Raw genomic sequence first — 25478 nt, 5'->3', positions numbered from 1 at the left:
TCAGGTGATCTGGAGTTCTCCGACGAGCTTTTCTACGCGGGCGCGGATCTCGTCGCGGACCTGGCGGACGAGCTCGATCGGCTGGCCCGCGGGGTCGGTGAGTTGCCAGTCCTCATAGCGCTTACCAGGGAAGATCGGGCATGCGTCACCACAGCCCATGGTGATGACGACATCGCTCCCGCGGACCGCCTCGGTCTCGAGCAGTTGCGGCACCGCACCGGTGATGTCGATACCCACCTCACGCATGGCCTCAACAGCGACCGGGTTGATCTGGTCGCGCGGCTCGGAGCCCGCCGACCGGACCTCGACGGCGTCACCCGCCAAGTACCGAAGCCATCCAGCCGCCATCTGAGACCGCCCGGCGTTGTGGACACAGACGAACAAGACAACAGGCTTGGTCATGTGGTTACTCCAGTGGTGTCGGTATGTGGGGTGACGATCTCGTCGGCCGCCTTGCCTGCATCGGGATACAGCACAGCGAGCAGGCCAACTCCGACCACAGCACCGAAGAGTTGCGCAACGATGAACCCGGGCAGGGATCCGGGCGCGATCCCGGCGAAGGTGTCGCTGAAGGCTCGCCCGATACTCACCGCAGGGTTGGCGAACGAGGTCGACGAGGTGAACCAGTACGCCGCTCCGATGTACGCACCGACAGCAGCCGGCGCCACGGCCGCTCGCCCGGACCAGCCGAGAGCAAAGATCAGTACGACGAGCCCCGCCGTCGCCACCACCTCGCCGAGCCACAGGTGCCCGGTATTGCGATCCGTCGTCGACCACGACACCGCACCCTTGGCGTACATCAAATTCGCCAGCACCGCCCCAGCGACGGCGCCGATGATCTGGGCCGGCACGTAGGCGGCCAACTCGCGTGGCGTCAAGCCGGCACCGGTACGCCGCCCGAGCCACCAGTCGACGGCTGACACGACCGGGTTGAAGTGCGCCCCGGACACCGGCCCCAACATCAGGATCAGCACTGCGAGTCCTAGCGCCGTCGCAAACGAGTTCTCCAACAACTGCAAGCCAACGTCCCCCGGCGACAGCGCAGACGCCGCGATGCCCGACCCGACGACAACGGTCACCAGTAGCCCGGTACCAACTGCTTCCCCGACCGCTCGTCGCCACAGCGCCGCGCTGTTGCTCACCGGCGCGCCACGGGCAGCTCGCCAAGCTCGCCAAGCTTGCCGAGCTCGCCGAGCTTGCCTTCAGTCGGCGAAAGAACGGGCGCCAGCCGGTCGATCCGGTCGGCGATCTCGGCATAGGCGTTCTCGAACGCCGCGTCGGTGTCGACCGCCGCGGGATCGGACACGGCCCAATGCAGTCGCGGCCGAGACTCCGCCGGCAGATGTTCGTACGCGATGTCGCACACCGCAATGACCAGATCGTCCCGCTCCACCACGTCACGCACGTGGGCCATACGCCAACCGGTCGGATCAAGACCGTGCTTGCGGGCGACCCGTACGGCGCGGGGATGCGGCCTGGCCGCCGGTTCCGTACCGGCCGACAGGGCGGGGATGTGGCTTCGCCGCGACCAGATCGACGCGGCCAACTGCGAGCGCGCCGAGTTCCGCGTACAGACGAAGACGACTCGTGGCGCCGTGGCCGGCGATGGGGTGGCCACCGATTCCAGCGCCTCGGTGACCAGCCGCACGTACGTACGACGGCGGTCGCCTTCGGATCGCGACCGGGCGACCAGGCCGGCCTCCTCGAGCACCTTCAGGTGATGGGCGATGAGGTTCGTCGGCAGGTCCAGTACCGCGCTCAGTTCACCCGGAGCTGCGTCACCGGCAACCAAGGTGTCGACGATCGCCAGGCGGGCCGGATCGCCGAGCGCGGCATGGATCCGGGCGCGCGCAGTCAAGGTCGATCGCTCAGTAGTCATTGACTCAATGATCACTGAGCTAAACCAGGGAAGTCAAGCCACCTGAAGCTAGGCCGGCGCCTGGACCGATGTGGCAAGCAGGGCGGAAACCCATTGCAGTCGTTCGCGCATCGGCCAGTAGTAGACCCAGGTGCCCCGCCGCTCGCAGTCCACCAGGCCGGCCTCACGGAGTACCCGCAGGTGGTGCGAAATGGTCGGTCCGCTCACATCGAACGCCCCGGTCAGATCGCACACGCAGATCTCGCCGTCGGCGGACGCGATCATCGACATCAGCCGGAGCCGGATCGGATCGGCGAGCGCCTTGAAGACCGCCGCACCCTCGGCCGCACCCTCTGGATCGAGGGCCGCCTCGGAGATCGGCGCACAGCAACCCCCGGCAACCTGAACGGCGATCTTCTGTTTCGACATGCGTCTATCTTGACTCTTATCGAATCAAGAGGCAAGGTGGGGATCGCTGATTAGACAGTTGTCGAGACAGGAGATCCATCGTGAGCGAGCAGGACATCGCCGTCGTTGCGGGACCGACCGGACCGGTCGTGGTCATCGGGGCGGGCCCGATCGGTTTGGCCGCGGCCGCCCACCTGGCCGAGCGTGGCGTGGATTTCCTCGTACTGGAGTCCGGCCCCGGCGTCGCGGCCGCGATCGAGGAATGGCGGCACGTGAAGCTGTTCAGCCCCTGGCGCTACGACATCGACAGCGCCGCCCGTCGCCTGCTCGAACAGTCCAGCTGGCTCGAGCCGGACCTTGCCAAGCTGCCCACCGGCGGCGACCTGATCGACTCCTACCTCGAACCCCTGGCCAAAACGCCCGAGCTGAATGACCGGATCCGCTACAACGCGCCCGTCGCCGCGGTGACTCGGGTCGGCTTCGACCGCCTCCGTACCGCGGGCCGCGAGCAAGCACCGTTCCTGATCCGCCTGGCCGACGGTACCGAAATCCTCGCGTCAGCCGTCATCGACGCCGCCGGCACCTGGCGACGCCCGAACGTGCTCGGCGGATCCGGCATCCCCGCTCGCGGCGAGGCCTCAGTCGCCGATGGCATCGCTCACGCGCTGCCCGACGTACTCGGCCGCGACCGTGACCGCTTCGCAGGACGCCGTACTGCGGTTGTCGGCGCCGGCCACTCCGCCTCCACCACCCTCCTCGACCTAGGCGAACTCGCCGAGCAGGTACCCGGCACCGAGATCGTCTGGGTAGTACGCGGCTCCGACCAAGCCCGTACCTACGGCGGCGGCGACGCCGACGAACTACCCGCCCGCGGCGCCCTCGGCAGCCGCCTGAAGAAGCTCGTCCACTCCGGACGAGTCGAACTCGTCAGCAACTTCCGCACCGAAACCGTCTCCCGCACCCCCGACGGCAGCATCGAACTGACCGCCGGCGACCAACACGTCATCGCCGACATAGTGGTCAACTCCACCGGCTTCCGCCCCGATCACGACATGGTCAGCGAACTGCGCCTGGATCTCGATTCGATCATGGGATCGACGCGCGCCCTGGCACCCCTGATCGACCCGAATCAGCACTCCTGCGGGACCGTACCGCCGCACGGCGCCGACCAACTCGCCCACCCGGAGCCGCGCTACTACGCGATCGGCGCGAAGTCCTATGGCCGGGCGCCGACCTTCCTGCTGGCCACCGGCTACGAGCAGGCCCGGTCGGTGGTCGCCGCACTTGCCGGTGATTGGGAAGCCGCACGCGACCTCCAACTCGACCTCCCCGAAACCGGCGTCTGCTCCTCCAACCTCGCATACGGAGACTCCAACGGAGAGGCCGCCGGCGGCTGCTGCGGCCCCACACCACAAGCCATCTCTGTACCACCCAGCCGCGGCCTGGCCACCGGAATCAGCGGCGGCCTGCTGACCGTCATCGACAACGCCCCAACCACCACGAACCAGTCGACCTGCTGCAACTGATGAACCACACCGGTGCGGCGATCGGCCTTGGCGATCGCCGCAACGGTCAGCGCCGCGATGTAGTCGCCGCCCTCGCCATCACCACCACCATTGGCTACGGCGTCCTGTACTACGCCTTCAGCGCCCTACTCGCACCGATGACCCACGACCTCCGGATCTCCACCACCACAGCCACGGGAGCACTCACCACCGCCGTACTCGTCAGCGCCGCCATGGCCATCCCCATCGGCCGCTGGCTCGACACCCGCGGCGGCCATGGCGTCATGACGACCGGCTCCCTGCTGGCGAGCGCCGCCGTGCTCGCCTGGTCGCAGGTACATACAGCAGCCCAGCTCTACGTCGTCTTCGTGGCAATCGGCGCCGCCTCGGCGATGGTCCTGTATCAACCGGCCTTCGCCATCATCGTTGCCGTCACCGGACCCGCGAAGCGCGGCAACGCCCTGCTCAGCATCACCCTCGTGGCAGGCTTCGCCAGCTCGATCTTCATCCCACTGACCGGCCAGCTCATCCAGGCCTACGGATGGCGCAATGCCTTGATCATCCTGGCCGCCGTCGTCGCGCTCATCACACTGCCGTTGCACGCAGTCGGACTCCGCAATACCCGCCCAGCAGCGCCCACACACCACGCACCCAAGTCACAGTCCCGAGTACTACGCGACGCCGGATTCTGGCTGATCGCCTGCGCCTTCATCCTGCACAGCGCAGCCCTCGCCGTCATGGCGGTTCACCTCGTCACCTACCTGACGCAACTCGGCCACTCACCGACCACCGCCGCCGGCCTGACCGGCCTACTGGGTCTGCTCTCCGTCACCGGCCGCATCATCACCACCGCGGCCAGGCGATGGCTTCCCATCAATCTTGTTGCCGCAGGCATCATCGCGCTGCAAGGCGTCGCCCTCGCCCTACTGCCCTTCATCGGCCGGGCTGTCGCCGGTGCTGCAATCAGCCTGGTCCTCTTCGGCCTCGGCTTCGGCGTCGCCTCGATCGCAACACCGGCGATCCTGCTCGACCGCTACGGCGACCACGGTTACGCCACCATCGCCGGCATCCTCGGCACCCCCACCACCATCAGCCGCGCAACAGCCCCACTCGGCGCGGCCGCCCTAGCCACCGTCACCGGCTACCGGCCCCTCATCCTGGGCGCCGCCGCAGCTTGTCTGTCCGCAGGCCTGTTCCTCGTCCTGACTAGGCGTCGGGGCTCCGGAGGCCGACCGAATCATGCCGCCAGAACGTATCCGGGTAGACCAGCGTCCCCGTCATCCACCGCTCGTACTCCGGAAGCCTGAAGACCTGAAAGGCACCCTCAGGGATCCGCAACGACGGCCTCCGAAACCCCAGTCCACCCCCGGCCTCGAAACCGAGCCGCGAGTAATACCCCGGATCCCCCTCCAACCACACAAGCGGAACCGCCCGCTCGGCAAGGATCCCCAGCCCGTACCGAACCAGTGCCGACCCAATCCCGTGCCGATGAAACTCAGGCCGCACCGCCAACGGACTGAGCACCTGCACCTCAACCAGCCGCCGAGGAGCATCCAGCAGGCTGCTGGTGAACATCACATGCCCGACCACCCGCCCGCCCCGCTCAGCAACCAGCGAAAGACTCCCCGCACCCGCCTCCCGCAGCGAGTCGACCAGGTCGGAAACAACACCCCCATGCCCACCAAACGCCTGCAGGTGGAGCTCACGCACAGCCTGCCCATCACCCGCAAGTTCCTCGCGCAGCTCCATCCCCGCAGGCTAAAGCCCCTCCACCCCACCCGCACACGGTTTTAGATCGGCCGAGCGGCTCATACCCAGCGACGATGCCCTACCCGCCCTGACACAGTCTGCAGGAACCTGCAGCTTCGCCGTGTCTACCGGCCACCCGCCCCTCGGGCCTATAAGAATGGACGGCTCCACCGGCCGAGAGGGGCTGAACGTCTGTGCGGGCGATACTGCTGAGCGGCGCGTTGGCGGTGGTCTGCTCGCTGGTGGGGACCCGGATCGCGATCGGCTGGTTCGTCCGGCACGGCTTCGGCCAGCCGATCAGGCACGACGGGCCGACCACACATCACGTCAAGCGGGGTACGCCGACCATGGGCGGTCTCGTCATCCTGCTGAGCGCCGCTGCGGCATACCTGGCGGCAACGCTCCTGACCGGCAGGTGGCCGAGTGCCAGCGCCTGGCTCCTGATGTTGCTGTTCCTCGGTTGCGGGGTGGTGGGGTTCCTCGACGACTTCATCAAGGTCTACACCCAGAACAATCAAGGCCTGAGCAGTCGCGCCAAGATGGCAGGTCAGACGCTGATCGCGCTCGTTTTCGGGGTGCTGTCCACGCAGTTCTTCGCCAACGGGCACGGGGTCAGGCCGGCGTCGCAGTACATCTCCACCACTCACGACTGGTGGATCAAGCTGCCGCTGGTACTGGTCCTGCTGGTGATCTGGTTCATCGTTGCCGCGACCTCCAACGGCGCCAACCTCACCGACGGCGCGGACGGCCTGCTCGCCGGATCCTCAGCCCTGATCTTCGGCGCGTACACCATCATCAACATCTGGCAGAACAACCAGCTGTGCAACTCCTCGCGCCCCAACGTGGTCGAGTCCCATTGCTACCAAGTGCGCGACCCGCTGGACCTCGCGGTCTTCTCGACCGCCATCGCCGCAGCCTGCGTCGGCTTCCTCTGGTGGAACGCCAAGCCCGCCCGGATCATGATGGGCGACGTCGGCTCCCTCGCCATCGGCGGCGCCTTGGCCGGGCTCGCGATCATGTCTCGTACCGAGCTACTGATGACCGTAATCGCCGGCCTCTTCGTCCTGGAGACCCTCTCGGTAATCCTCCAAATGCTCACCTTCAAACTCACCAGACGCCTCACCGGCACCGGCCGCCGCATCTTCCGAATCACCCCCATCCACCACCACTTCGAACACCTGGGTTGGGATGAAGTCACCGTAGTAATCCGCTTCTGGATAATCGCCGGCCTCTTCGTAGCCCTCGGCCTAGGCATCTTCTACGCCTCCTGGCTGACCTAAAGCCAGAGCACCGGCGACCGTGGTTCTCCCACGCGGTCCCCTCCGCAGGCTCCTCCGTCGCCAGCTACGCGGACCGCTCCCACCCACCCTGGGCGCGTGCTACGCCCGCTTACGCGAGAGCACCCTGCCCCCGGCAACTCGTCTGCGGTGAGCAGCCCATAAACCGGTCACCCACGCTGCCGCGGTTTGCCATCCCCACCGACCAGAGCCTCAGCCCCCGCAGCCTGGTGACCTGAGGTGCACGCAGACCGCGTCCTCCGGTGGCTTGCCGAGGAAGTCGAAATCGTCCCCGGAAAGCACGCAGCGATTGCAACGCATGTCCGATGTTGCGAGTACCGTCTCAACCCGCAACTGGAATGGCGCCGCGGTGTCAATCACGGCGGAATGACGCGCCTCCTCCTGAAGTCGGCCGCCACGCGTCCGCGTTCAACTGCCTCCGAACAGGACCCGCCTTCGAGGTCAGCGTGGAGGGATAGTCGACAGAAGGAGGGGTGCGTCGTCAGGTCGGTTAACTGTACCGATTAACCGGCCGTTGCCACTGCAGCTTCCCTCCGAAGGCCCGGTATAGGACCGGCGTCAGCAGGACAACCGCTGAGAGCGCCCCGAGCCCGAGCGGTGGTCCCGCCATCCGCAGACCTCGCGTACGCCACGGCCCGGCGTGGCGCTCGATGTCGTTAATGAAGACGACCGTCTGGCCTGTGGAATTTCCGAGAAGCTGGTCGAGAGGCGTCTCGTCAAGGTCGCCTCGGGTCCGCAGATCCCCCGGCTTGGCCATCACGAGGACGGCAACCTTGCCCTGCGCGGTGAACCATTGGCCTTCCTCGCGTGGTTCCTCGGGATTGCCGTACCCATACTCGATGCTCAACGAGAACGGCCACCGCAGCGTCCCAAAGAGGCGTCCCTGCAGCAGCCGCGTGTGCGCGAGATGGACGCCGTCGGGGTCCGAGTCGGCAGCGAGGACTTGAGCAGGCTCGAGTTCGCCGTCGAGGACGAACTCGTGAGCTTGGAGGATCGCGTCGACAACGTTGTTGAACATGGACGGTTCGACCACCTCGAGCTCGTTGCGCAACGGGTCAAGGCGGTGGCCGAGGTACTGGCCACGCCAAGTCGTGGTGTCAATCCGCATCGAGGCATGCCGATCGAGGCCATCGAGGAATGGATCGTCGATTAGACAAGACGGTGGGATCCACACACGGATCGACTTCTGTCCAGGCTGGCCGACCTCGTCCCACCGGACATCGACGCCCCATCTGCTCTCGACTAGGTCACGAACGTCGAGCGCCACGAACTCACCGACTGACTCGACCCAAACGGCGAGGTATACGACCTCCGGTGCCTCATACCACTCGCGCAAGTGGGCGATCTCAACGTCGGCGTAGGCGCCTTTGTCGTTGAACTTGGTCGCGTCGTGCGTGGCATCGTGGAGGCCCTTGAGCTGGAACCAAACCCGTGTCTGGCTCACTTCGTATGTGCCGGGCCGCTTGAGGCGGATGCCAAGGTCGATGGCTCCCCGGTCCCGGTGGTACTCCAACCATAGGCACCGCCCGTGCAGGCGCCTGCGGAACTCTAGGACATACCCGTCCTCGAACTCCTCTTCTGGGATGGTCGTCGACACCCATCGAATATCGCACATGCCCATGGTCTAGGGACGAGAACATGTCGCCTTGATTGCACCAATCCGAGGCCATCGCCGCCGTTCCGGTGGTGCGTATCCGCAGACTTCAACTGGTGCCGGCCCTCGATGGCCGGAGAGGAGATGGTGATGGTTAATTGGCTCGCCGACGGACTCATCCCGCTGTGTATCTCGGAGCCGCGACACTGCTAGTGGCATCGTTCGGAGTCGAAGTCGCGCAAGCGCAGGAGTGTCGGAGGCGCCGTGCATCATCAAGAGCAGGAAGGAGGAAACTCATGACTTTATATGTGAACGGCTCGTGGAGCGGCTGGAAGGGTGACACCGTCGTGACGCTCACCGACGGTTCGAAGTGGAAACAAGCTGAGTACTACTACGAGTATCGATATGCGTACCGTCCTGAGGCGGCAATCGTGAACGGGGCGATGTTCGTGGCCGGCATGAATCGAGGAGTGCGAGTGCGCCAGGTGTCCTGACGCTCAGGTACAATCGCCGAATGAGCTACGGCGACACGCGCCATTCGTTGGCTCTGGATGAACGATGGCACCTTGCTGGTTGTCTTCCGGCCACAGCTGATTGTTGCGTAATGCAGCATTACACAGACCTACGTTCATGTCGTATCTGCGCCAGACGGTCGGCAGGCAGGGCATGCAGAGCGACCCTCGACCGGTGAGGAGACCAAGCGAGGGCCGCTGGCGGAAGTAGATCCCCAGTCCGTGAGGTGCTGGACTGTTGAAGTGTGGGAGCTACTCTCCAACGGCCTGCTCGGGCCGCGAGGCGCGAGCCGTTCGGGTGGAGGACGGAGCGAGCGCGGGCGCAGGGACCGGCACGCTCACTCCGTCGATCAGGGGACTGGATTGACGAAGAGAACCCTGCCGCCGATGTGGCTTTCCAGCTGCGCCTTGATCACCAGCGGGTTGCCCAGGGTGGCGAGGTGGACGACGCTCGGCATGATGACCGTCTTCACGTCGTCTCTCCAGACATCCGAAACCAGTTCGCCGAACGCGGCGGGCGCCGTGGATGCGTCCTCTACGTAGGTCATGAAGAGGATGAGACCGCGACCGGACGCGAAGTCGGCAATGGCTCGTTTCAGGCTGGGCAGTTCGTACTCTGCCGCAAGCACGTGTGCCCCGATGTAGGCGACCGCGAAGGGCATCGGGGACAGCACGGTCATGGGTGTAGGTCGCTAGCACGCAGTACTGGCCAGCCTTGATCGGTGCGCTCGATCGGCACCTGGCGACGCGGCGTTTCCAACAAACTCCGAATAGCGCGAATCGTCGCCTCGGCGGGATGGCCCTCGTCCAAGACGCGCCGTACCTGAGCGAGTACTTCTGTATGGCTGCTCATCGCTTCTCCGCTGACGAACGTAGGCCGACTGGGATGTGCACGACGCTAGAGCTCGGCTACGCAGCGTGGAAGAAAGTTGCTCCAGATTTCTCCTATCCGCGTTGACTGTTTCTCATTGGAGCTCCACTCTGAGTAAGCAACCTCAACCACCTCAGTTGCCAGGGGAGATCCACATGGACCAGCCGAAGCACCTCGAGCACCTCGCTACCGATCCGAACTCCGGCAAGGACGGCTGCCCGTCCTTCTACGCGACCGAAGATGGTCGCTACATAGTCCAGGGCTACAAGCTGACCAGGGCCGATGCTCGAGCCCAGTTGGTCAACTTCCCCGACGGCGAGGACGCGGTGATCATCACCAAGGGCCTGGCCGACCTGATCGTTGCCCACCACAACGGTACGACGGCGTGACCGACGGAACCTTCGTCGCAAAGGGTCCTGACTTCGTCCAGTTCGCCCGCAGCTACCGACACACGGCGTACCGGCTCGAAGTACGGGACGCGTACGCCGATCCCGGCGAGACCGAGCACGTACGCCGCTTCCTGGCACGCGAGCCGGCGGACGACTCATGGATGGAGGACTGGATGGGCCTCGTCCTCCGGCGAACACTGGAGGGACAGCGCATCGAACGGGTCCGCGTCGTCTCCGAGCCGTGGTCGGACTACACCCGATTCGGCCTGAACCTGTCGCGGCTCAACGTCGCGGCCGGCGAGGACATCCGGTACTTGTCGCGCGACCGGGCAACAGAACTCGGCCTACCGGAGTACGACTACTGGCTGCTCGACTCGCACAAGATGTGCATCCTTCGCCACGACGAGCGTGATGTCCTACTCGGTGCCGACGTGATCAGCGACCCCGCGGTCATCGTCGAGCACGCGCACTATCGAGACGTCGCTCGGCACTACGCGCTGCCGCGGGCGGAGTACCTCGGCAAGTACGACGAAGAGTTCCTCAGCAAGCAGAACATCAACAAGTAAAGCGAGCGTGGGTGTCCAGTTTCCAGCGAGCGCGCGAGTCACTCGGCAACCGCCTTCGAGAGCTGAGGCTGGACGCCCACCTCTCCGGCCGCGACTTGGCGAGGGCCGCCAACTGGGTCCCCTCAAAGGTCTCGAAGATCGAAGCCGGCCGCCAAACCCCCTCCGACACCGACCTAGAACTCTGGGCCCGCGCCTGCGACCGCGAAGCGCTGACCGGCGAACTCGTTGCCTCTCTACGTTCCCTCGAGCAGCAGTACGTCGAGCACCGCCGAATGTTCCGCAACGGCCTCCCTGCAAGGCAACGCTCGATCGCCGACATCGAAGCCAAGACCAAACTCACCCGCAACTTCGAACCCTGCTTCGTCCCCGGCCTCCTACAAACCGCCGAATACGCCCGCTACCGCTTCGCCGAAGGCGACCCCGGCGACAACGACCGCGCAGCCCCCAAGTCCGACGCCGAGGTCGAAGAAGCAATCGCCGCCCGCCTGAACCGCCAGCAAATCCTCCACCGCGGCGACCAGCAATTCCACTTCATCATGACCGAAGCAGTACTCCACTATCGCCTATGCCCACCCGACGTAATGGCCGGCCAACTAGGCCACCTCATCTCGATGACCACCCTCCCCACCATCCGGGTAGGCATCATCCCCTTCACGACCCCACTCCCCGCCGCCCCCATCCACGGCTTCCACCTCTACGACAACACCCTCGCCCTGGTGGAACTCTTCACCGCAGTCCTAAACATCACCCAACCCGACGAACTAGCCGCCTACGCCCGAGTCTTCACCCACCTCTCAAACGCCGCCACCTACGGCCCCACCGCCAGATCCCTACTAACCACCCTCCTCGACACGAACAGCCGGCCTCCTGATGCGTAGGTGCCTGCACATGCCAACATGCCTCATTCAACCCCGCGCCCTTGTGCGAGTGGCGAGGGAGGCCGCTGGTCGGCAACTTGGTTTCGGACTGGGTTGCTCCGGCCTTCTCATACCCCTGCCTCGACCTGCCTCGACCTTGTAGTGGCCGCTCGCTAGCGCAACATCTCTTGACAGCCGTCCATGCTCGTGTGGCAGGGATCTGAGACTCCGGCTGCTCCTCTTGCCGCCCGCGGCGCGCTTTATCTCCCACAAAGTTCCACGCATGTAATTTATGCTCGGTCTAACTCATCTCAGGTTCCATCGTTACTTGATCGTGGTTGCGCTTGACACGCGCGCTATGGACGCTCCTTGTCAGCACACATAGTCTGGACGTCGGAAGCGGGTCTGGGAGGCAGACGTGATGAGTGACGCACTGAGAGCTACATCGCGAGATGAGCGATCCCTCCTGCGCTCCCTCTTGGATCTGCCCCTTCAGTTGCTGCGGCCATCCGTTGGGATCACCGCAGAAGATGAGCACGCTGCTGGCCAGGAATTCGCTTGCAGGCGTGGCCACGATTTGAGCCTCGAAGATCGCAAGAAACTCGCATATGAGCTTGCTGAGGGCTCCCCAGTCTTCGACCGTCGTCGGCGCGTCGCGCAACAGTAGGGTGTCTGGTCTTCTCAAATGGCGGTCCGCTGAGGCCGGTGACAGGGCAGCCCTACAAACGTTTGTCTGCACCGACCCAGCAACGAAACGGCGCGTTGGCCTCCGCAAGTGCGTCATAGAGCATCCGCGCATGTGGGAGTGGAACGTGCAATGTCGCATTCGGGCACTCCAGCCTGCCTACAGCTACCCCACACAGATGATCGTTGGCGAGGACAACGAAGGCATTGGCGCGGTTTCGGTGTTCGAGGAGCTTGATGGGCCTCTGCTGGTCGAACTGAGCTATATGGCGTTGGCCTACAGACTCAGATTCAAGGGTGGTGGCTATGCGGACGAGATGGGCGAAGAGACCTGGCAACGAATCGAGGCTCGCGCCATTGATCGAGGACTGAACGCAGTGAACGTCATCGCACTAGTTGACGAAGGCAACGTCGCCTCACAGAAGCTCTGTCGTCGCTTGGGTCTGGTCCACTCAGGCATGCGTGATGAGACCCTCCAGCAGTGGAGCGGCGTCCAGGCGATCGGCGATCTTCCCGAAGACCTGAACTGATCTACTACGCCTGTCCCCCCGATAGCTGCAGAACTACATCAGCGCGGCACGTTAAGTTGAGCTTGCTCAATCCGTAGCGCGACGTGGTGTCCTCTTGACGTGGGTTGTGATGGCCGAACGATCGAGCAGCCAGCGAACCCGCGGGTCGGATGCCTAGAACGGGATCTGGCCGCTGGCTCTTTGTGAGATCCTCGAACTTCAGGCAGGGTAGGCCTTTGGCGCTGGATCCGGCTAGCAGGCCGCGCCACAAGCAAGTTCCGCCCACCCCTCGCTCCGCAAAGAACCCAATCCTGCCGGGCGGTAGCTACTGCTAGTGTCCTCCGTCGACTGATGCGCGATACCTGCCCGTCAGGTGATCCACGGCGGTGCGAAAGCACCAATCGTGGCAGATCCGGGCGGACGACCAACCACCCTCAGGCACTACATGGTGTCGCGTGAGTTCGTGCACGAGACACAGCGAGAAGACTACGACACGCAGCAAGTCCGCAAGGACGTTTCTACCTGGCAGGATTCAGCTGTGTCCGAATCCGTGTCGCCGGGTCGCAGCCATGGGAGCCCGGAAGAACAAGAGACTCTGCCAGCAGTTAGTCGGCCGCGATGAGGTGGTTTCGCCGCGACAATCGTCACGATGAGCAGGAACCTACGGGGCTGGATTCGACGCTCGAGCCTTCGCCGGTTGTGCCGGAGGTCGGGTTCGACTATTTGGCCGACAGCCCTATCGAAGATGCCAAGCAAGACCGCTTTCGGCGACACAGTTGGGCAGGACGTGTGGCGGAGACGATTGCGGCGCAACGGGATGCGTCGAGTCTGGTGGTGGGAATCTACGGACCATGGGGCGACGGAAAGACAAGCGTGCTGAACCTCATTCACGACAAGCTCGACGAAACTGCGGGTGTCGTGCCCGTTAGGTTCAACCCATGGCGGCTTGGCGACGAAACAGAGATGTTCCAAGGATTCTTCGCGACACTAGCGGACGCGCTTGACGAGCAGACGCCGTCAACCGCGGAGCGCGTCGGCCAGACACTGCGTGACTACGGTGGGCTGCTGGTCGCTGTACCCGTGGTCGGAGGCGCGCTGAAGGAGGGAGCTGGCGCGGCTGGCGCGAAACTGTCAGAGACGAGCCTGGCCAAGGAGCGGAAGAAGATCGAGTCGCTACTCACGAAGCACGGGCAGCGCGTCGTCATCCTCATCGACGACGTCGACCGGCTTGACAAGAGCGAGATTCAGGCCATGTTCAGGCTGGTGAAAGTTGCGGCTGACTTTAAACACACGGCATACGTGCTGGCGTTCGACCACCGCGTTGTAGCGAGTGCCTTAGCTGAACGCTATGCCGCCGAGCCGGCGCATGGCTCGAACTTCATGGACAAGATCATTCAGTTGCCGCTGCACCTGCCGCCGGCGCCACCGGATGTGCTGCGTGCACTTGCTTTAGAAACCATCGACGCGGCGCTCGCCCAAGCTGAAATCGACTTGACGAAAGAGGAGACAGTCGCATTTGTCTCAATCTTCGATCGCGCAGTTGGCCCCCGGCTACTGACTCCGCGCGCGGCCAAGCGATACGGGAACGCTCTACTCTTTAGTTTGCCGATGATAGGCAGCGAGGTGCATCCCGTTGACCTGATGCTCATCGAGGCGATGCGTATTTGCTATCCACTGCTGTACGAGTGGGTCCGGTCGCACCCCCACGAGGTCCTCGGGCCACACTCCAACGGCGGCGGCAGCGACCAAGCGCCGCTCGCTGCCCTCCGCGTCGCCGTCGACGCCGCGACCGAGGGATTATCCGCCGATGACTCGGCCCGCGCCCGGACGCTGCTGACGACCTTGCTGCCACGCACGGAGAGCGCGTGGGACAACAAACAGTGGCCTAGCGACTGGGACGAACAATGGGCAAGAGACAAGCGGATTGCATCCAAGTTGTATTTCCGCCGGTACTTCACCTATACGGTCCCACCGGGTGACGTGCCCGACGCCGACCTGGACGCGCTGCTCACAGAAGCCAATGGCAGCGAGCCAGACATCAATCGGGTTATGTCGATTGCCTCGGCGCTCCTCGATGCTGGCGGGCCAGACACGGTGCTCCCGAAGCTTGCTGCACGAATTCCCAGCTTAGGCTCGAACGCGGCAGCGTACCTCGCGATGGTCATCACCGGCCTCAGTGATCGGTTCCCCGATGTGTCTGGCTTCCTAGGGCTGTCGACCCTTGAGCGGGCGGCGGTCCTTGTCCGCGACCTCCTCGGCCAAGTCGCCGTTGACGAGCGCGGTGATCTCGCGACATCGCTCGTACGCGACGCGCAACACCTACCGTTCGCGGTTGAACTGCTTCGCTGGCTGCGGCCGCAGGCCGACCATCAAGAGCGCGCGGTCCTCAGCATGGAGGCTTGCGAGGCCGCAGGGCAAGTCCTGGCTGACCGGCTCCTTGAGGTCTGGTGTGCTGGTGATCCGTTCACGCGACTTGCGAGGAAGGCCTCCGCATCACTGCACGTGTGCGCCTTGTACGGCGACGGCGAGGCGCTACGCAACTGCCTACGCAGCCGTATCGACGATGATGTCGCCTTTGCCTTTGCTCTGATGCGCTCGTTCCTTGGTCAATCGTGGTCAATTGACACGGGCCTTCCGCTAGTACCTCACATGCGCCGCGAGGGTTACGAGGCTCTCCGCGATTACGTAGACCCAGATTGGCTCTTCCCCCGCCTCCAGCAGAGCCTTGGCGACAGCATCGGCGAGGGCGAAGAGCCCTCACAGCCGAGCGATGACGAGGACTTGCGGCTCGCCGACCAATACGCTCGTATTCACCGCGCGCAGGTCGATAGCTCAAGCGCTGACGTTGACGAAAGTAGTGACTGACAACCCCAATGCCTCATATTGGCGCCTCAGACGCACACACATCTGCATGTGCGGGCTGGCCCGACGCGCTAGATGATCGCCCCGGCCTATGGCCTGATCGTGTATCAGTCCGCAGTCCTGTGACGCCGATCTTCTGGCTCACAGCACGGCCATCAGATGGTGCCTGCGGGCCATGCGTATTCGGTGAGCTGTAGACGCAACCGAACGTCACGAGCGAACTCAGGTCCAGCCGAGTTGCTGTCCCCGAGGCATTCGTCAAGACGACCAGGGCGGCATTGGAGATCTACTTGGCCGGCAAGGTGGCTATCTCTTCAGTCGGGTGGTTGTGAGGGTGCTCTGAAGCCGCTCGCGGAGCAGAGCGGGTGGACTACGCCTTCGGGGTACTGCGTGACGGCGCGCGCGACGGTTCTGGTCCATAGGGCCGGCCTTGCCGCGGCAGCGTGGCTGCCAGGTTCTTGGAGCAGCTCACTTGGCGCGTGATCGCGCGGCCAGGGTGCTGTTGAACAAGCGGGCGAAGCACGCGCCCAGGGTGGGTGGGAGCGGTCCGCGGAGCGGCGACGGAGGAGCCTGCGTAGTGGGGCCGCGTGGGGAGCCACAGTCCGCGGAATGACAAAACCCCAGGTCATCCACCTGGTGACCTGGGGTTTTGCTGGCGCGCTCGGAGGGATTCGAACCCCCAACCTTCTGATCCGTAGTCAGATGCTCTATCCGTTGAGCTACGAGCGCCGGACAACGAAGGGTAACGATACACGCGGGATGGGGGTGGGTGCCAATCGGCTCCCTGGGCACCTTTGGGAAGGCGTGGTGGGGGGCTCCGCGGGGGCGTCGGTGCGGTGTGGTGAGGGTTGGCGGACGGGTGCGCGCGGCGGGCGGAGGGCCGGGCGGCACGGCGTACCGGAGGTTGGGTGGTGCGGCGGGCAGGGGCTAGTTGAGGAGGGTTTTTACGGAGGTGCCGGAGTCGGTGAGTTTGGTGCCTAGGCCGGCCAGGGCTTCGCCTACCGAGGCGAGGATTCCGGAGAGGTCTTGGAGGTTGCCGGCCAGGCTTTCGATTTCGGTGGCTACGCCGGCGATGGAGCCGCTGCCGTCGTTGAGGCGTTTGGCGGCGGCGTCGCCGATGCCGGGGATCTTGTCTAGTTCGCCGGCCAGGCCGGCCAGCATGCCGGCGGCGTCGTGGAGTTTGTCCTTGGCCGAGTTCATCGTGTCGGCGCTGCCGGTCAGGGCCTTGCGGGCGCCGCCTTCGCCGTCGTCGCCGACCAGGGCGCCGGCGGCTTTGGCTGCCTGTTCGCCGGCTTCGGCCAGGCCGGTACCGATGGTTTTCATCAGGTCCGGGAGGCGGCCGATGAAGCCGAGCGCGTCGTCGGGCAGGTTCTTGACCAGCTTCAGGAGTTTGTCGAAGTCGTCGGAGTTGTCCAGTACGAAGCCGACAGCCTTCTTCACATCGCCGATGTCACGGCCGCCCAGCAAATCCCCTAGATCCATGCCGGGATGGTATTCCTCGAAACACCGAACCAGGGTCAGAACTCAGCAGGTGTCGTCTGCTGTTCGGCCCGTAGCGCATTCAGCAACTCAGGTGTGATCTCGACGCCCTCCGCGGCGGCCGACGCGACGGCTCGGAAGTAGTTCTCATAGCCGGCCGGTGTGAACAACGTGGTCAGCCGAGCTGCCTCACTGCTCACGTTCCGGTAGCCATGCGCCTGGCCCCGCGGCACTGCCACCGAACCACCTGCGCCGACAGTCAGTACGCCGTCTGCCGTGTCGAACGTGACCTCGCCCGCGACGACCAGGAAGTACTCCTCGTGTCCGTGGTGGATGTGAGGCGCGGCCCCGAGCGCGCCGGCGGGGAGTACTGAGTCGACGACGGACAGGGCGCCGCCGGTCTGTGAGCCGGAGATGCGCACGGTGAACACGCCGAACGGAAGGTCGAGTACTTCGCCGTCGCCGGGAGCACCGACGACGATGTCCGGGAAGGAAGTCACCGCCGCAGCATAGGCAGGAACCAGGACCAACCCGAGAGCGTCAAAGCCGAGGTCCGGGGGCACAACACAGGGGGAACCTCAGCGTGGCAAGTTCGCTCGTTCGGGGTACTGCGATTGCTTGTGGCGTTGCCGCGGTTGCCGGGCTGGGCATCGGGTTCGCCGTCGGTAAGACTGTGCATGCCGAAGACATCCAGTCAGCGCGGCTGCTGCCGGCGGATCTGTGCGCGCGACTCGGCGACATCTCCGGGTTGTTGCCGAAGGCCACTACTGCGCGGCTGGTCCAGACCGGGCGCACCGAGGTGACCTGCTCGGTCGACGTTGCCGGGCGCACGCAGTCGGCATCGGCGGGCGGGTCTCTCACGATCAGGATCACCCCGTACTCCGGCCGCGAAGCGGGCCCAGGCCGGTCACCATTCACCCCGGCGGAGAGCGCCAAACAGGCCTTCGCCCGCAGACCCTGGCCGCTGGTCAAAGACCGCCCGTACGAGACCAAGGTCGACAAGCACGCCGGTATCGACGCAGGCGACTCGCGAGTCGCGGTACTCGTCTACCGAGCCGACCTGACGGTCCAAGTGGACTACGCCGCCCACCCGGTCGACCTGGCCACGGCACAGCGGGCTGCTCAGGTAATAGCCGACCGGGCCATCTGGGAGTGCCAGTGAACGCCACGCCGCAGCTCCCGGGGTACGAGCTCGGCCAGCGGCTACTGGCGCACCCGCTGGCGGAGATCTGGCGTGGGCGCTCGACGACGGGCATGGAGGTCGTCGTACTCGTCCTCAGCGAGGAGGGTGCGGCGGATGGGCAGGTTCGCGACAGGTTGAGTAGGGCGAGCCGGGCGGCTGCACTCGAGCCAGGGTTGGAGCAGACGCCGCTGTGGGCGGCCAACCTCACTACAGACCGCCCGTACGCCGTGACGCAACTGGTACCCGGTCAGTCGGGTGCCGAGCGGCTGCTGGATCCGCTGGATGGGGTGCTGCGCAACGACGAGGAGTCGTTGGACGCAGTGCGCAGCCAGTTGGCGCAGTACGGCGCAATGCCGATGACCGCGGCCGAGGAGGCGGGCAGAGGTAAGGCGGCGTCGGGCGGTCCAGCGACGGAGGGCAGCGGGAGAGCCCGGGGCTGGTTGAAGGTGGGCGCGGTGGTGGTTGTGTTGGTCGTTTTCTGCGGTTTGTACTCGGTGGGGGCCGCCCTCCGCAGCGAGGGCAACGACGAGAAGCGGTCGGTGGTGCCGGGTCCTGGGGTGCTGGTCAGTCCTGGGGCTCTGCCGTCGCCAGTGCTACTCCCAGGTACCGCCAAGCCGAAGTAACTCCACCGCTCCAGACCACCCACCGCCGCAATCCGGTCGCGCGACCACCCGCGACCGGATTTTTTGCTGGGAAAGCCCTTGTCGGCCGGATTCTGTGACGGGCCTCACGTCCCACCGGTTCTCAACACGCCGTCGAGTCGCGTACCGTTAGTACCACTTGCACACTGGTATACGCCCACTAGACGTACTGGTATGCGACAGATCACACCGCCAGCCAGCTGAATCGAACCGCCGGAGACCCCGGCGGCCGACGTCGTACCCGAACCTCAGCGTCGAGGGCCAGGAGTACCCGCCGGGACGATCGCGAGCGAGAGGGAATGAGCCGCCGATGACGACAACCGCCAGCCCTGCCCATACCGAGACTGCCCTCAGAGTCGAGAGCCCGCCCACTACGGCCTACGACCTGAGCGACGCCCCGACTGAGCACCAGGGCCTGCTGGCCTGGGTTGCCGAGGTTGCCGAACTCACCCAGCCCGACCGGATCCACTGGGTCGACGGCTCGGACGCGGAGTACACGAAGCTGACCGACGAGCTGATCGCCGGTGGCACGCTGGTCCGGCTCAACGACGAGAAGAAGCCGAACTCGTTCTGGGCCCGCACCGACCCCTCCGACGTCGCCCGGGTCGAGCAGCGCACCTTCATCTGTTCGGTCGACGAGGCCGACGCCGGGCCGACCAACAACTGGATGGCGCCGGCCGAGATGAAGGCGCTGATGACGGACCTGTACCGCGGCAGCATGCGCGGCCGGACCCTGTACGTCGTCCCGTTCTGCATGGGCCCGCTGACGGCCGAGAAGCCGATGTTCGGCGTCGAGATCACCGACTCGGCGTACGTCGTCGCGTCGATGCGGATCATGGCCCGCACCGGTTCCGAAGTACTGGCCAAGATGGGCACCGACGCGAAGTACGTGCCCTGCCTGCACTCCGTCGGCGCACCGCTCGCACCCGGACAGCAGGACGTCCCCTGGCCGTGCAACGACGAGAAGTACATCGTCCAGTTCCCCGAGGAGCGGACGATCTGGTCGTACGGCTCCGGCTACGGCGGCAACTCGCTGCTCGGCAAGAAGTGCTACTCGCTGCGGATCGCAAGCGCGATGGCCCGCGACGAGGGCTGGCTGGCCGAGCACATGCTGATCCTCAAGCTGATCTCGCCGGAGAAGAAGGTCCACTACATCGCGGCCGCGTTCCCGAGCGCCTGCGGCAAGACCAACCTCGCGATGCTCGACCCGACGCTGGAGGGCTGGGAGGTCGAGACGCTGGGCGACGACATCGCCTGGATGCGGTTCGGTGAGGACGGCCGGCTGTACGCGGTGAACCCCGAGTTCGGCCTGTTCGGCGTCGCCCCCGGTACCGGCTGGAAGACCAACCCGAACGCGATGCGCACGATCGAGAAGGGCAACTCGCTCTTCACCAACGTCGCGCTGACCGACGACGGCGACGTCTGGTGGGAGGGCTACTCGCAGACCCCGCCGAACCACCTGACCGACTGGAAGGGCCGCGAGTGGACGCCGGAGTCGGGCGAGCTGAGCAGCCACCCGAACAGCCGGTTCTGTACGCCGATCAAGCAGTGCCCGATCATCGCCGACGAGTACGAGGACCCCAACGGCGTACCGATCTCCGCGATCATCTTCGGCGGCCGCCGGGCGACGACCGTGCCGCTGGTGACCCAGTCGCGCGACTGGGACCACGGTGTCTTCATGGGCGCGACGCTGTCGTCCGAGACCACCGCCGCCGCGGTCGGCCAGGTCGGCGTCGTCCGGCGCGACCCGATGGCGATGCTGCCGTTCCTCGGGTACAACGCCGGTGACTACCTGAACCACTGGCTGACCGTCGGCAAGGAGCACAGCGACGCCTTGCTGCCGAAGATCTTCTACGTCAACTGGTTCCGCAAGGACGAGGCCGGCAAGTTCGTCTGGCCGGGCTTCAGCGAGAACGGCCGGGTGCTCAAGTGGATCATCGAGCGGCTCGAAGGCACGGCTGACGCGGTCGAGACGCCGATCGGCCTGGTACCGACCCCGGACGCGCTCGACGTCACCGGCCTGGACCTCAGCCTCCAGGCCCTGCAGGTCGCGCTGAACGTCGACGACGAGGAGTGGAAGGCCGAGCTCCCGCTGATCGAGGAGTGGTTCGGCAAGCTCGGCGACAAGGTCCCGGCGACCCTCAAGCTCGAGCTCGACAACCTCCGCGCCCGCCTCGGCTGACGCTGAAAAAACCGATACACCCCGTACTCCGACGAGCTGACCGGAAGCCAGCGCCGTCGGACTGCAGAAGCGCCCCGGCCCTTATGGGTCGGGGCGCTTCGCCTCTAGGTTGACCGCATGGAGATTCCGGGAAGTGTTCGGGAATTGCTGGAGTCGGATGCACTGGCGCATCTGGTGACGATCAATCCGGACGGCAGTCCGCAGGTCTCGGTCGTCTGGGTCGGCGTGGACGGGGACGAGATCGTCGCGGCGCACGTTCCCAACAACCGCAAGGTGCAGAACATCCGGCGGGACGGCCGGGTCGCGCTGTCGATCGAGACGGATCGGCAGAACGAGATGGGCCTGACGGAGTACCTGGTGGTGAAGGGGACGGCCCGGATCACCGAAGGCGGTGCCGTGCAGTTGCTGCGCGAGCTGGCGAAGACCTACCAGGGGCCGGATGCGGACTTCCTGCCCGGCGATGACCTGCCTGCCGGGTACATCACGCACATCGCCGTCGACAAGATCTCCGGCGTCGGTCCGTGGGCCTAGGACGTGCCGAGGGTCGACTCCCGCGGGATCAGGTGGGTCGGCAGTTCCAGTACGCCGTGATGCGGGTCGCCGGCGATGGCGTCGAGCAGCAGGGTCGCAGTACGGCGTCCGAGCTCCTCTAGTTGGAGGTCGACCGTGGTGAGCGGCGGGCGGCTCGCCTCGGCCATCACTGACCAGTTGTCGTACCCGGTGACCGCCACGTCGACCGGGACCGACTTGCCCAGCTCGCGGAGCCGGTCGCAGACGCCGCGGGCTAGCTGGTCGCTGCCGCAGGTGATGGCGTCAGGACCCGAGCGCAGCAGTAGATCTACCGACTGGCGGCCCCAGCGCTCGCTCCACTCACCAAACAAGGGCTCACCGACAAAAGCTGGCCCCGCAGCCTCAGCCACCGCCTTGGCCCGCTCGGTGGCCGAGCGGTGGTTGGCCGGGCCGGTGACGTGGGCGATCCGCGAGCGCCCGAGCCCACGGAGATGCGTGACCACGGATGCCGCGCCACCGGCGTCGTCGACGATCACCGACGCATCGTCCGGATCGGTCGACGCAGCGAGCGCATAGACGACTGGCAGCAGTAGATCTCCCGGCACCGAGCCGCGCCTTGCCCGCGGTACGTCGATAGGCTCGCGCGGCTCAGTACGCCGACCGGTCACCACGATCCCATCGACCCGCCGCGCGATCAGCGACCGCAGGTAGTGCTGCTCCCGCAGCGGATCATCCCGGGTGTCGCACAGAATCGTCGCCAACTCACCAGCACTCAGCACATCCTCGACCCCACGCGTGATCGGGATGCTGAACCGTCCCGAGCTGTCCGTGGTCAGCAACGCGACCGTGTACGTCCGCCCCGACGACAGCGCCCGCCCCCGCGTATCCGGCGTGAACCCGAGCTGCTCGGCCGCCCGCCGGACCCGATCCCGCGTCGCCGGGCTCAGCTGTCCGGTGTTGTTGAGCGCCTTCGAGGCGGTCCCCGCGGACACCCCGGCGAGCGCGGCCACGTCGACGATCCGCGCCTGCTGCCTCATCTTTTTCCTCCCGAGCCCTGCCACAACGCCTGGCGACAGCTTAGTATCGATCACGGAAAACGTGTGCCGTTTTTCCGCAATCAGTGTGATGCAACCCGCCCCGAACCATCACGCGAAAGGCTTCACCATGGTCGAAGGGATCCACCGACGTGACTTCCTGCTCGCAACCGGCGGCCTGGCAGTCGGCATGACCGTCAACTCAACCGCCGCCCAGGCCGCTGGACCTCCTGCCTCCAGTGGCGGCCACTACGTCCCCAATCGGGCTCCCCTGCAACCCGTACCGTTCCAGAAGCTTCCACCTGGCGCTATCGAGCCCCGCGGCTGGCTGGCGCAACAGCTTGACCTACAGGTGAAGGGACTCTGCGGCCGGTACGACGAGATCTCCGACTTCCTCCCCTACGAGGGCAACGGCTGGGTCGACCCGTCGCAGGGTGCCTGGGAGGAGCTGCCCTACTGGCTCAGGGGGTTCGGCGATCTCGGGTACGTCACCGGCGATACCGGCGTACTGACCAGGGCCGAGCGCTGGCTCAACGGGATCATCGCTACTCAGGCACCCGACGGCTGGTTCGGCCCGTCGCGGTTGCGCACCTCGCTGGAGGGTGGACCCGACTTCTGGCCGGGGATGCCGTTGCTGGCCGCTTTCCGGTCTTGGTACGAGTACAGCGGGGATGAGCGGGTCATCCCGTTCATGACGCGCTATCTGCAGTTCCAGGACGCGCAGCCGGCAGAGGTCTTCAACCGGTCCTGGGGTGCCTTCCGCTGGGGCGACAACATCGACAGCGCCTACTGGCTCTACAACCGCACCGGCGACGAGTGGCTGCTCGACCTGGTCACCAAGATGCACTCCGGCTCGGCCGACTACGTCAACGGCATCCCCACCTGGCACAACGTCAACCTGGCGCAGGGCATCCGGGAGCCGCTGCAGTACGGGCTGCTCAGCGGTGACCCGAGCCACCGCGCAGCGACGTACCGGAACTACGCGACGATCATGCGGCTCTACGGGCAGTTCCCCGGTGGAGGGTTCGCAGGGGACGAGAACTCGCGACCTGGTTTCGGTGACCCGCGGCAGGGCTTCGAGACGTGCGGGATCGTCGAGCTGATGCACACGTTCGAGATGCTGACTCGCTTCACCGGTGATACCGACTGGACGGATCGCTGCGAGGAACTGGCCTTCAACCTGCTCCCTGCCTCGTACGACGAGCAGCAGCGGGTGCTGCACTACATCACCTCGGCCAACAGCATCCAGCTGGATGACCGGGTGAAGCATGGGCAGTTCCAGAACGGGTTTGCCATGCAGGCGTACAAGTACGGCGTGCATCAGTACCGCTGCTGCCCGCACAACTACGGCATGGGCTGGCCGTACTACGCGCAGGAGCTGTGGCTGGCCACTACCGACAACGGTCTCGCCGCTTCCATGTATGCCGCTAGCAAGGTGACAGCGAAGGTTGGAGCGGACGGTACTCCCGTCAGCATCGTTGCGGACACCGACTACCCGTTCGGCGATGCCGTAACCTTCACAGTGCAGGGCAGTGCTCGCTTCCCCTTCTATTTAAGGGTTCCTGGGTGGGCGGCGGACTTCACTGTCACCGTCAACTCGGTTAGGACGCCTGCTCGTGCCGAGGGCGGTTGGGTCAAGCTGGATCGCGCCTGGCGCTCTGGTGATCGGGTGAAGCTCGTCCTGCCGATGCGGACGACTACACGCGTCTGGTCGGACAACCAGGGAGCCGTGTCGGTCTCTCGTGGCCCACTGACCTATTCGCTGGCTATCGACGAGCGCACCGAGGTCATCGGCGGTACTGCGGAGTGGCCGGAGCTAGCCGTCTACCCAGAGTCGCCCTGGAACTACGGCCTGGTCGCCGACAGCAAGTTCGATCTAGTGCGCCGTACTGTTCCGCGCGACGCCAATCCGTTCACCCACGCCGGTACGCCTGTGCTCTTGAAGGGGGCTGCTCGGCGCATCCCCAAGTGGGAGGCGGACAGCGAGGACGTGGTCGGGCTACTGCAGGCCAGCCCGGCGCGGTCGACCCAGCCTGTTGAGCAGGTGACGCTGGTACCGATGGGGGCGGCGCGGCTGCGCATCACCTCCTTCCCGTCGGTTGCTCGTGGCGGTACTGAGTGGCGGTACCGCACTCGGGTCACCGCGTCGCATGTCAACGACGGCGACTCGCTGGAGGCGGCTGACGACGGGCGTACTCCGTCATCCTCGGCGGACACGTCCATACCGCGCTTCACCTGGTGGGATCGGCGGGGGACGACCGAGTGGATCCAGTACGACCTGCGGGCGGCTCGGGTCGTCTCGACGGTGTCGGCGTACTGGTTCGACGACACTGGGTTCGGCGCGTGCCGGGTACCGGCCGCGTGGCGGGTGCTGTGGCTTGACGGTTCCACGTGGCGGGAGGTGTTGGGCGCATCGGCGTACGGGGTGGAGAGGGATCGGGCCAACTTGGCTTCATTTGCTCCGGTACGGGCGCAGGTGCTCCGGGTTGAGGCCGTACTGCAGCCGACCTTCTCCGGCGGGCTGCTGGAACTCGCCTTCGGCAGACGACCGACCCCCGTCGCCCGGTAAGGCTCGTGGCGCTGCGCGCCACCTCGCCCCCGCTGGATACTGACGGCACCGAGCAGCCCCCGATGCAGCTGGCCCAGGGGCGAGTTCCACGGACGCCGGTCAACGGCTTATGCCCAGCAACCCACCTCTACCCACCGACAGGAAGCAGCACCCGCCCAGAGGCCGGCAACCGCCTCCGGCCAAGCGCAGCCCGCCCAACACATGGCTCGTGGCGCTAC

At 65.6% G+C, this 25478-nt stretch carries 24 protein-coding genes and 1 tRNA gene; 14 read left to right on the top strand and 11 right to left on the bottom strand.

All coding sequences use genetic code 11. From position 1 onward, the window contains the following. From ACIA12_RS22330 to ACIA12_RS22315, 4 genes are read right to left on the bottom strand one after another with little or no spacing between them, the layout of a single operon-like run. On the bottom strand, positions 1-402 hold the full coding sequence (locus ACIA12_RS22330) for an arsenate reductase ArsC (RefSeq protein WP_396368955.1): 402 nt from the start codon (positions 400-402) through the stop codon (positions 1-3). After that, entirely contained in the window at positions 399-1142 is a 744-nt protein-coding gene (locus tag ACIA12_RS22325; RefSeq protein WP_396368954.1) for an aquaporin, read from the bottom strand. Before ACIA12_RS22325 ends, ACIA12_RS22330 begins: the two co-directional genes overlap by 4 nt. Continuing rightward, positions 1139-1879 (bottom strand): helix-turn-helix domain-containing protein, encoded by a 741-nt coding sequence (locus tag ACIA12_RS22320; RefSeq protein WP_396368953.1) that lies wholly within the window; start codon positions 1877-1879, stop codon positions 1139-1141. The genes ACIA12_RS22325 and ACIA12_RS22320 overlap by 4 nt, the downstream gene beginning before the upstream one ends. A gap of 48 nt (positions 1880-1927) precedes the next feature. Then, a complete protein-coding gene (locus ACIA12_RS22315) occupies positions 1928-2287 on the bottom strand; it encodes a metalloregulator ArsR/SmtB family transcription factor (RefSeq protein WP_396368952.1) in 360 nt (119 codons plus the stop codon). Between the two features lie 80 nt (positions 2288-2367). Between ACIA12_RS22315 and ACIA12_RS22310 the strand changes: the two genes are divergently transcribed. Together ACIA12_RS22310 and ACIA12_RS22305 are read left to right on the top strand one after the other, a co-directional pair. Beyond that, positions 2368-3792 (top strand): FAD-dependent oxidoreductase, encoded by a 1425-nt coding sequence (locus ACIA12_RS22310; protein ID WP_396368951.1) that lies wholly within the window; start codon positions 2368-2370, stop codon positions 3790-3792. Next, positions 3792-5078 carry an MFS transporter gene (locus ACIA12_RS22305; protein ID WP_396368950.1) on the top strand — a complete coding sequence of 429 codons (1287 nt, stop codon included), beginning with the start codon at positions 3792-3794 and terminating at the stop codon, positions 5076-5078. Before ACIA12_RS22310 ends, ACIA12_RS22305 begins: the two co-directional genes overlap by 1 nt. On the opposite strand, the gene ACIA12_RS22300 is transcribed toward ACIA12_RS22305, so the two are convergent. Next, positions 4978-5520 (bottom strand): GNAT family N-acetyltransferase, encoded by a 543-nt coding sequence (locus ACIA12_RS22300; protein WP_396368949.1) that lies wholly within the window; start codon positions 5518-5520, stop codon positions 4978-4980. The two genes, ACIA12_RS22305 and ACIA12_RS22300, sit on opposite strands and share 101 nt — an antisense overlap. A gap of 194 nt (positions 5521-5714) precedes the next feature. Here ACIA12_RS22300 and mraY point away from each other — a divergent pair, with 194 nt between their 5' ends. Beyond that, the gene (gene mraY, locus ACIA12_RS22295) at positions 5715-6800 is read left to right on the top strand and encodes a phospho-N-acetylmuramoyl-pentapeptide-transferase (protein ID WP_396368948.1); all 1086 of its coding nucleotides are present in this window, start codon (positions 5715-5717) and stop codon (positions 6798-6800) included. Positions 6801-7308: 508 nt separating this feature from the next. Here mraY and ACIA12_RS22290 read toward each other — a convergent pair. Continuing rightward, positions 7309-8415, bottom strand: coding sequence for a hypothetical protein (locus tag ACIA12_RS22290; protein WP_396368947.1), 1107 nt, complete (start codon positions 8413-8415; stop codon positions 7309-7311). Positions 8416-8708: 293 nt separating this feature from the next. Between ACIA12_RS22290 and ACIA12_RS22285 the strand changes: the two genes are divergently transcribed. Then, complete coding sequence (locus tag ACIA12_RS22285; RefSeq protein WP_396368946.1) at positions 8709-8906, top strand: hypothetical protein; 198 nt, start codon at positions 8709-8711, stop codon at positions 8904-8906. A 368-nt stretch (positions 8907-9274) separates the two neighbouring features. On the opposite strand, the gene ACIA12_RS22280 is transcribed toward ACIA12_RS22285, so the two are convergent. Beyond that, positions 9275-9604, bottom strand: coding sequence for a hypothetical protein (locus ACIA12_RS22280; RefSeq protein ID WP_396368945.1), 330 nt, complete (start codon positions 9602-9604; stop codon positions 9275-9277). A 346-nt stretch (positions 9605-9950) separates the two neighbouring features. Here ACIA12_RS22280 and ACIA12_RS22275 point away from each other — a divergent pair, with 346 nt between their 5' ends. The 5 genes from ACIA12_RS22275 (at position 9951) to ACIA12_RS22255 (ending at position 15665) form a co-directional block, all read left to right on the top strand. Next, the gene (locus ACIA12_RS22275; RefSeq protein ID WP_396368944.1) at positions 9951-10184 is read left to right on the top strand and encodes a hypothetical protein; all 234 of its coding nucleotides are present in this window, start codon (positions 9951-9953) and stop codon (positions 10182-10184) included. Next, a complete protein-coding gene (locus ACIA12_RS22270; RefSeq protein ID WP_396368943.1) occupies positions 10181-10750 on the top strand; it encodes a DUF6879 family protein in 570 nt (189 codons plus the stop codon). The genes ACIA12_RS22275 and ACIA12_RS22270 overlap by 4 nt, the downstream gene beginning before the upstream one ends. 11 nt (positions 10751-10761) lie before the next feature. Continuing rightward, positions 10762-11628: a helix-turn-helix domain-containing protein gene (locus tag ACIA12_RS22265; RefSeq protein WP_396368942.1), complete on the top strand. Its 867-nt coding sequence runs from the start codon at positions 10762-10764 to the stop codon at positions 11626-11628. 587 nt (positions 11629-12215) lie between these two features. Next, positions 12216-12821 (top strand): GNAT family N-acetyltransferase, encoded by a 606-nt coding sequence (locus tag ACIA12_RS22260; protein WP_396368941.1) that lies wholly within the window; start codon positions 12216-12218, stop codon positions 12819-12821. Between the two features lie 597 nt (positions 12822-13418). Beyond that, positions 13419-15665, top strand: a complete 2247-nt coding sequence (locus tag ACIA12_RS22255) for a P-loop NTPase fold protein (protein WP_396368940.1) — start codon at positions 13419-13421, stop codon at positions 15663-15665. Positions 15666-16315: 650 nt separating this feature from the next. Here ACIA12_RS22255 and ACIA12_RS22250 read toward each other — a convergent pair. From ACIA12_RS22250 to ACIA12_RS22240, 3 genes are all read right to left on the bottom strand, one after another. Further along, positions 16316-16391 (bottom strand) — tRNA-Arg (locus ACIA12_RS22250). 198 nt (positions 16392-16589) lie between these two features. Next, a complete protein-coding gene (locus tag ACIA12_RS22245; RefSeq protein WP_396368939.1) occupies positions 16590-17144 on the bottom strand; it encodes a hypothetical protein in 555 nt (184 codons plus the stop codon). 35 nt (positions 17145-17179) lie between these two features. Further along, positions 17180-17641, bottom strand: a complete 462-nt coding sequence (locus tag ACIA12_RS22240; protein ID WP_396368938.1) for a cupin domain-containing protein — start codon at positions 17639-17641, stop codon at positions 17180-17182. 83 nt (positions 17642-17724) lie between these two features. On the opposite strand from ACIA12_RS22240, the gene ACIA12_RS22235 reads away from it, so the two are divergent. The 4 genes from ACIA12_RS22235 (at position 17725) to ACIA12_RS22220 (ending at position 21678) form a co-directional block, all read left to right on the top strand. Continuing rightward, positions 17725-18303, top strand: coding sequence for a hypothetical protein (locus ACIA12_RS22235; RefSeq protein WP_396368937.1), 579 nt, complete (start codon positions 17725-17727; stop codon positions 18301-18303). Then, positions 18300-18947 carry a hypothetical protein gene (locus ACIA12_RS22230; protein WP_396368936.1) on the top strand — a complete coding sequence of 216 codons (648 nt, stop codon included), beginning with the start codon at positions 18300-18302 and terminating at the stop codon, positions 18945-18947. The genes ACIA12_RS22235 and ACIA12_RS22230 overlap by 4 nt, the downstream gene beginning before the upstream one ends. A gap of 328 nt (positions 18948-19275) precedes the next feature. Then, complete coding sequence (locus ACIA12_RS22225; protein ID WP_396368935.1) at positions 19276-21147, top strand: phosphoenolpyruvate carboxykinase (GTP); 1872 nt, start codon at positions 19276-19278, stop codon at positions 21145-21147. A gap of 117 nt (positions 21148-21264) precedes the next feature. Beyond that, on the top strand, positions 21265-21678 hold the full coding sequence (locus tag ACIA12_RS22220) for a TIGR03618 family F420-dependent PPOX class oxidoreductase (protein ID WP_396368934.1): 414 nt from the start codon (positions 21265-21267) through the stop codon (positions 21676-21678). On the opposite strand, the gene ACIA12_RS22215 is transcribed toward ACIA12_RS22220, so the two are convergent. Continuing rightward, entirely contained in the window at positions 21675-22694 is a 1020-nt protein-coding gene (locus tag ACIA12_RS22215; RefSeq protein ID WP_396368933.1) for a LacI family DNA-binding transcriptional regulator, read from the bottom strand. The two genes, ACIA12_RS22220 and ACIA12_RS22215, sit on opposite strands and share 4 nt — an antisense overlap. Positions 22695-22821: 127 nt before the next feature. On the opposite strand from ACIA12_RS22215, the gene ACIA12_RS22210 reads away from it, so the two are divergent. Beyond that, complete coding sequence (locus tag ACIA12_RS22210; protein ID WP_396368932.1) at positions 22822-25260, top strand: beta-L-arabinofuranosidase domain-containing protein; 2439 nt, start codon at positions 22822-22824, stop codon at positions 25258-25260. The last annotated feature ends 218 nt before the right edge of the window (positions 25261-25478 follow it).

The organism is Kribbella sp. NPDC051620, assembly GCF_044453825.1.
Classification (GTDB): domain Bacteria; phylum Actinomycetota; class Actinomycetes; order Propionibacteriales; family Kribbellaceae; genus Kribbella.
Note: the sequence above shows the minus strand (reverse complement) of the source record. Positions and strands in the feature narration are given on the sequence as shown.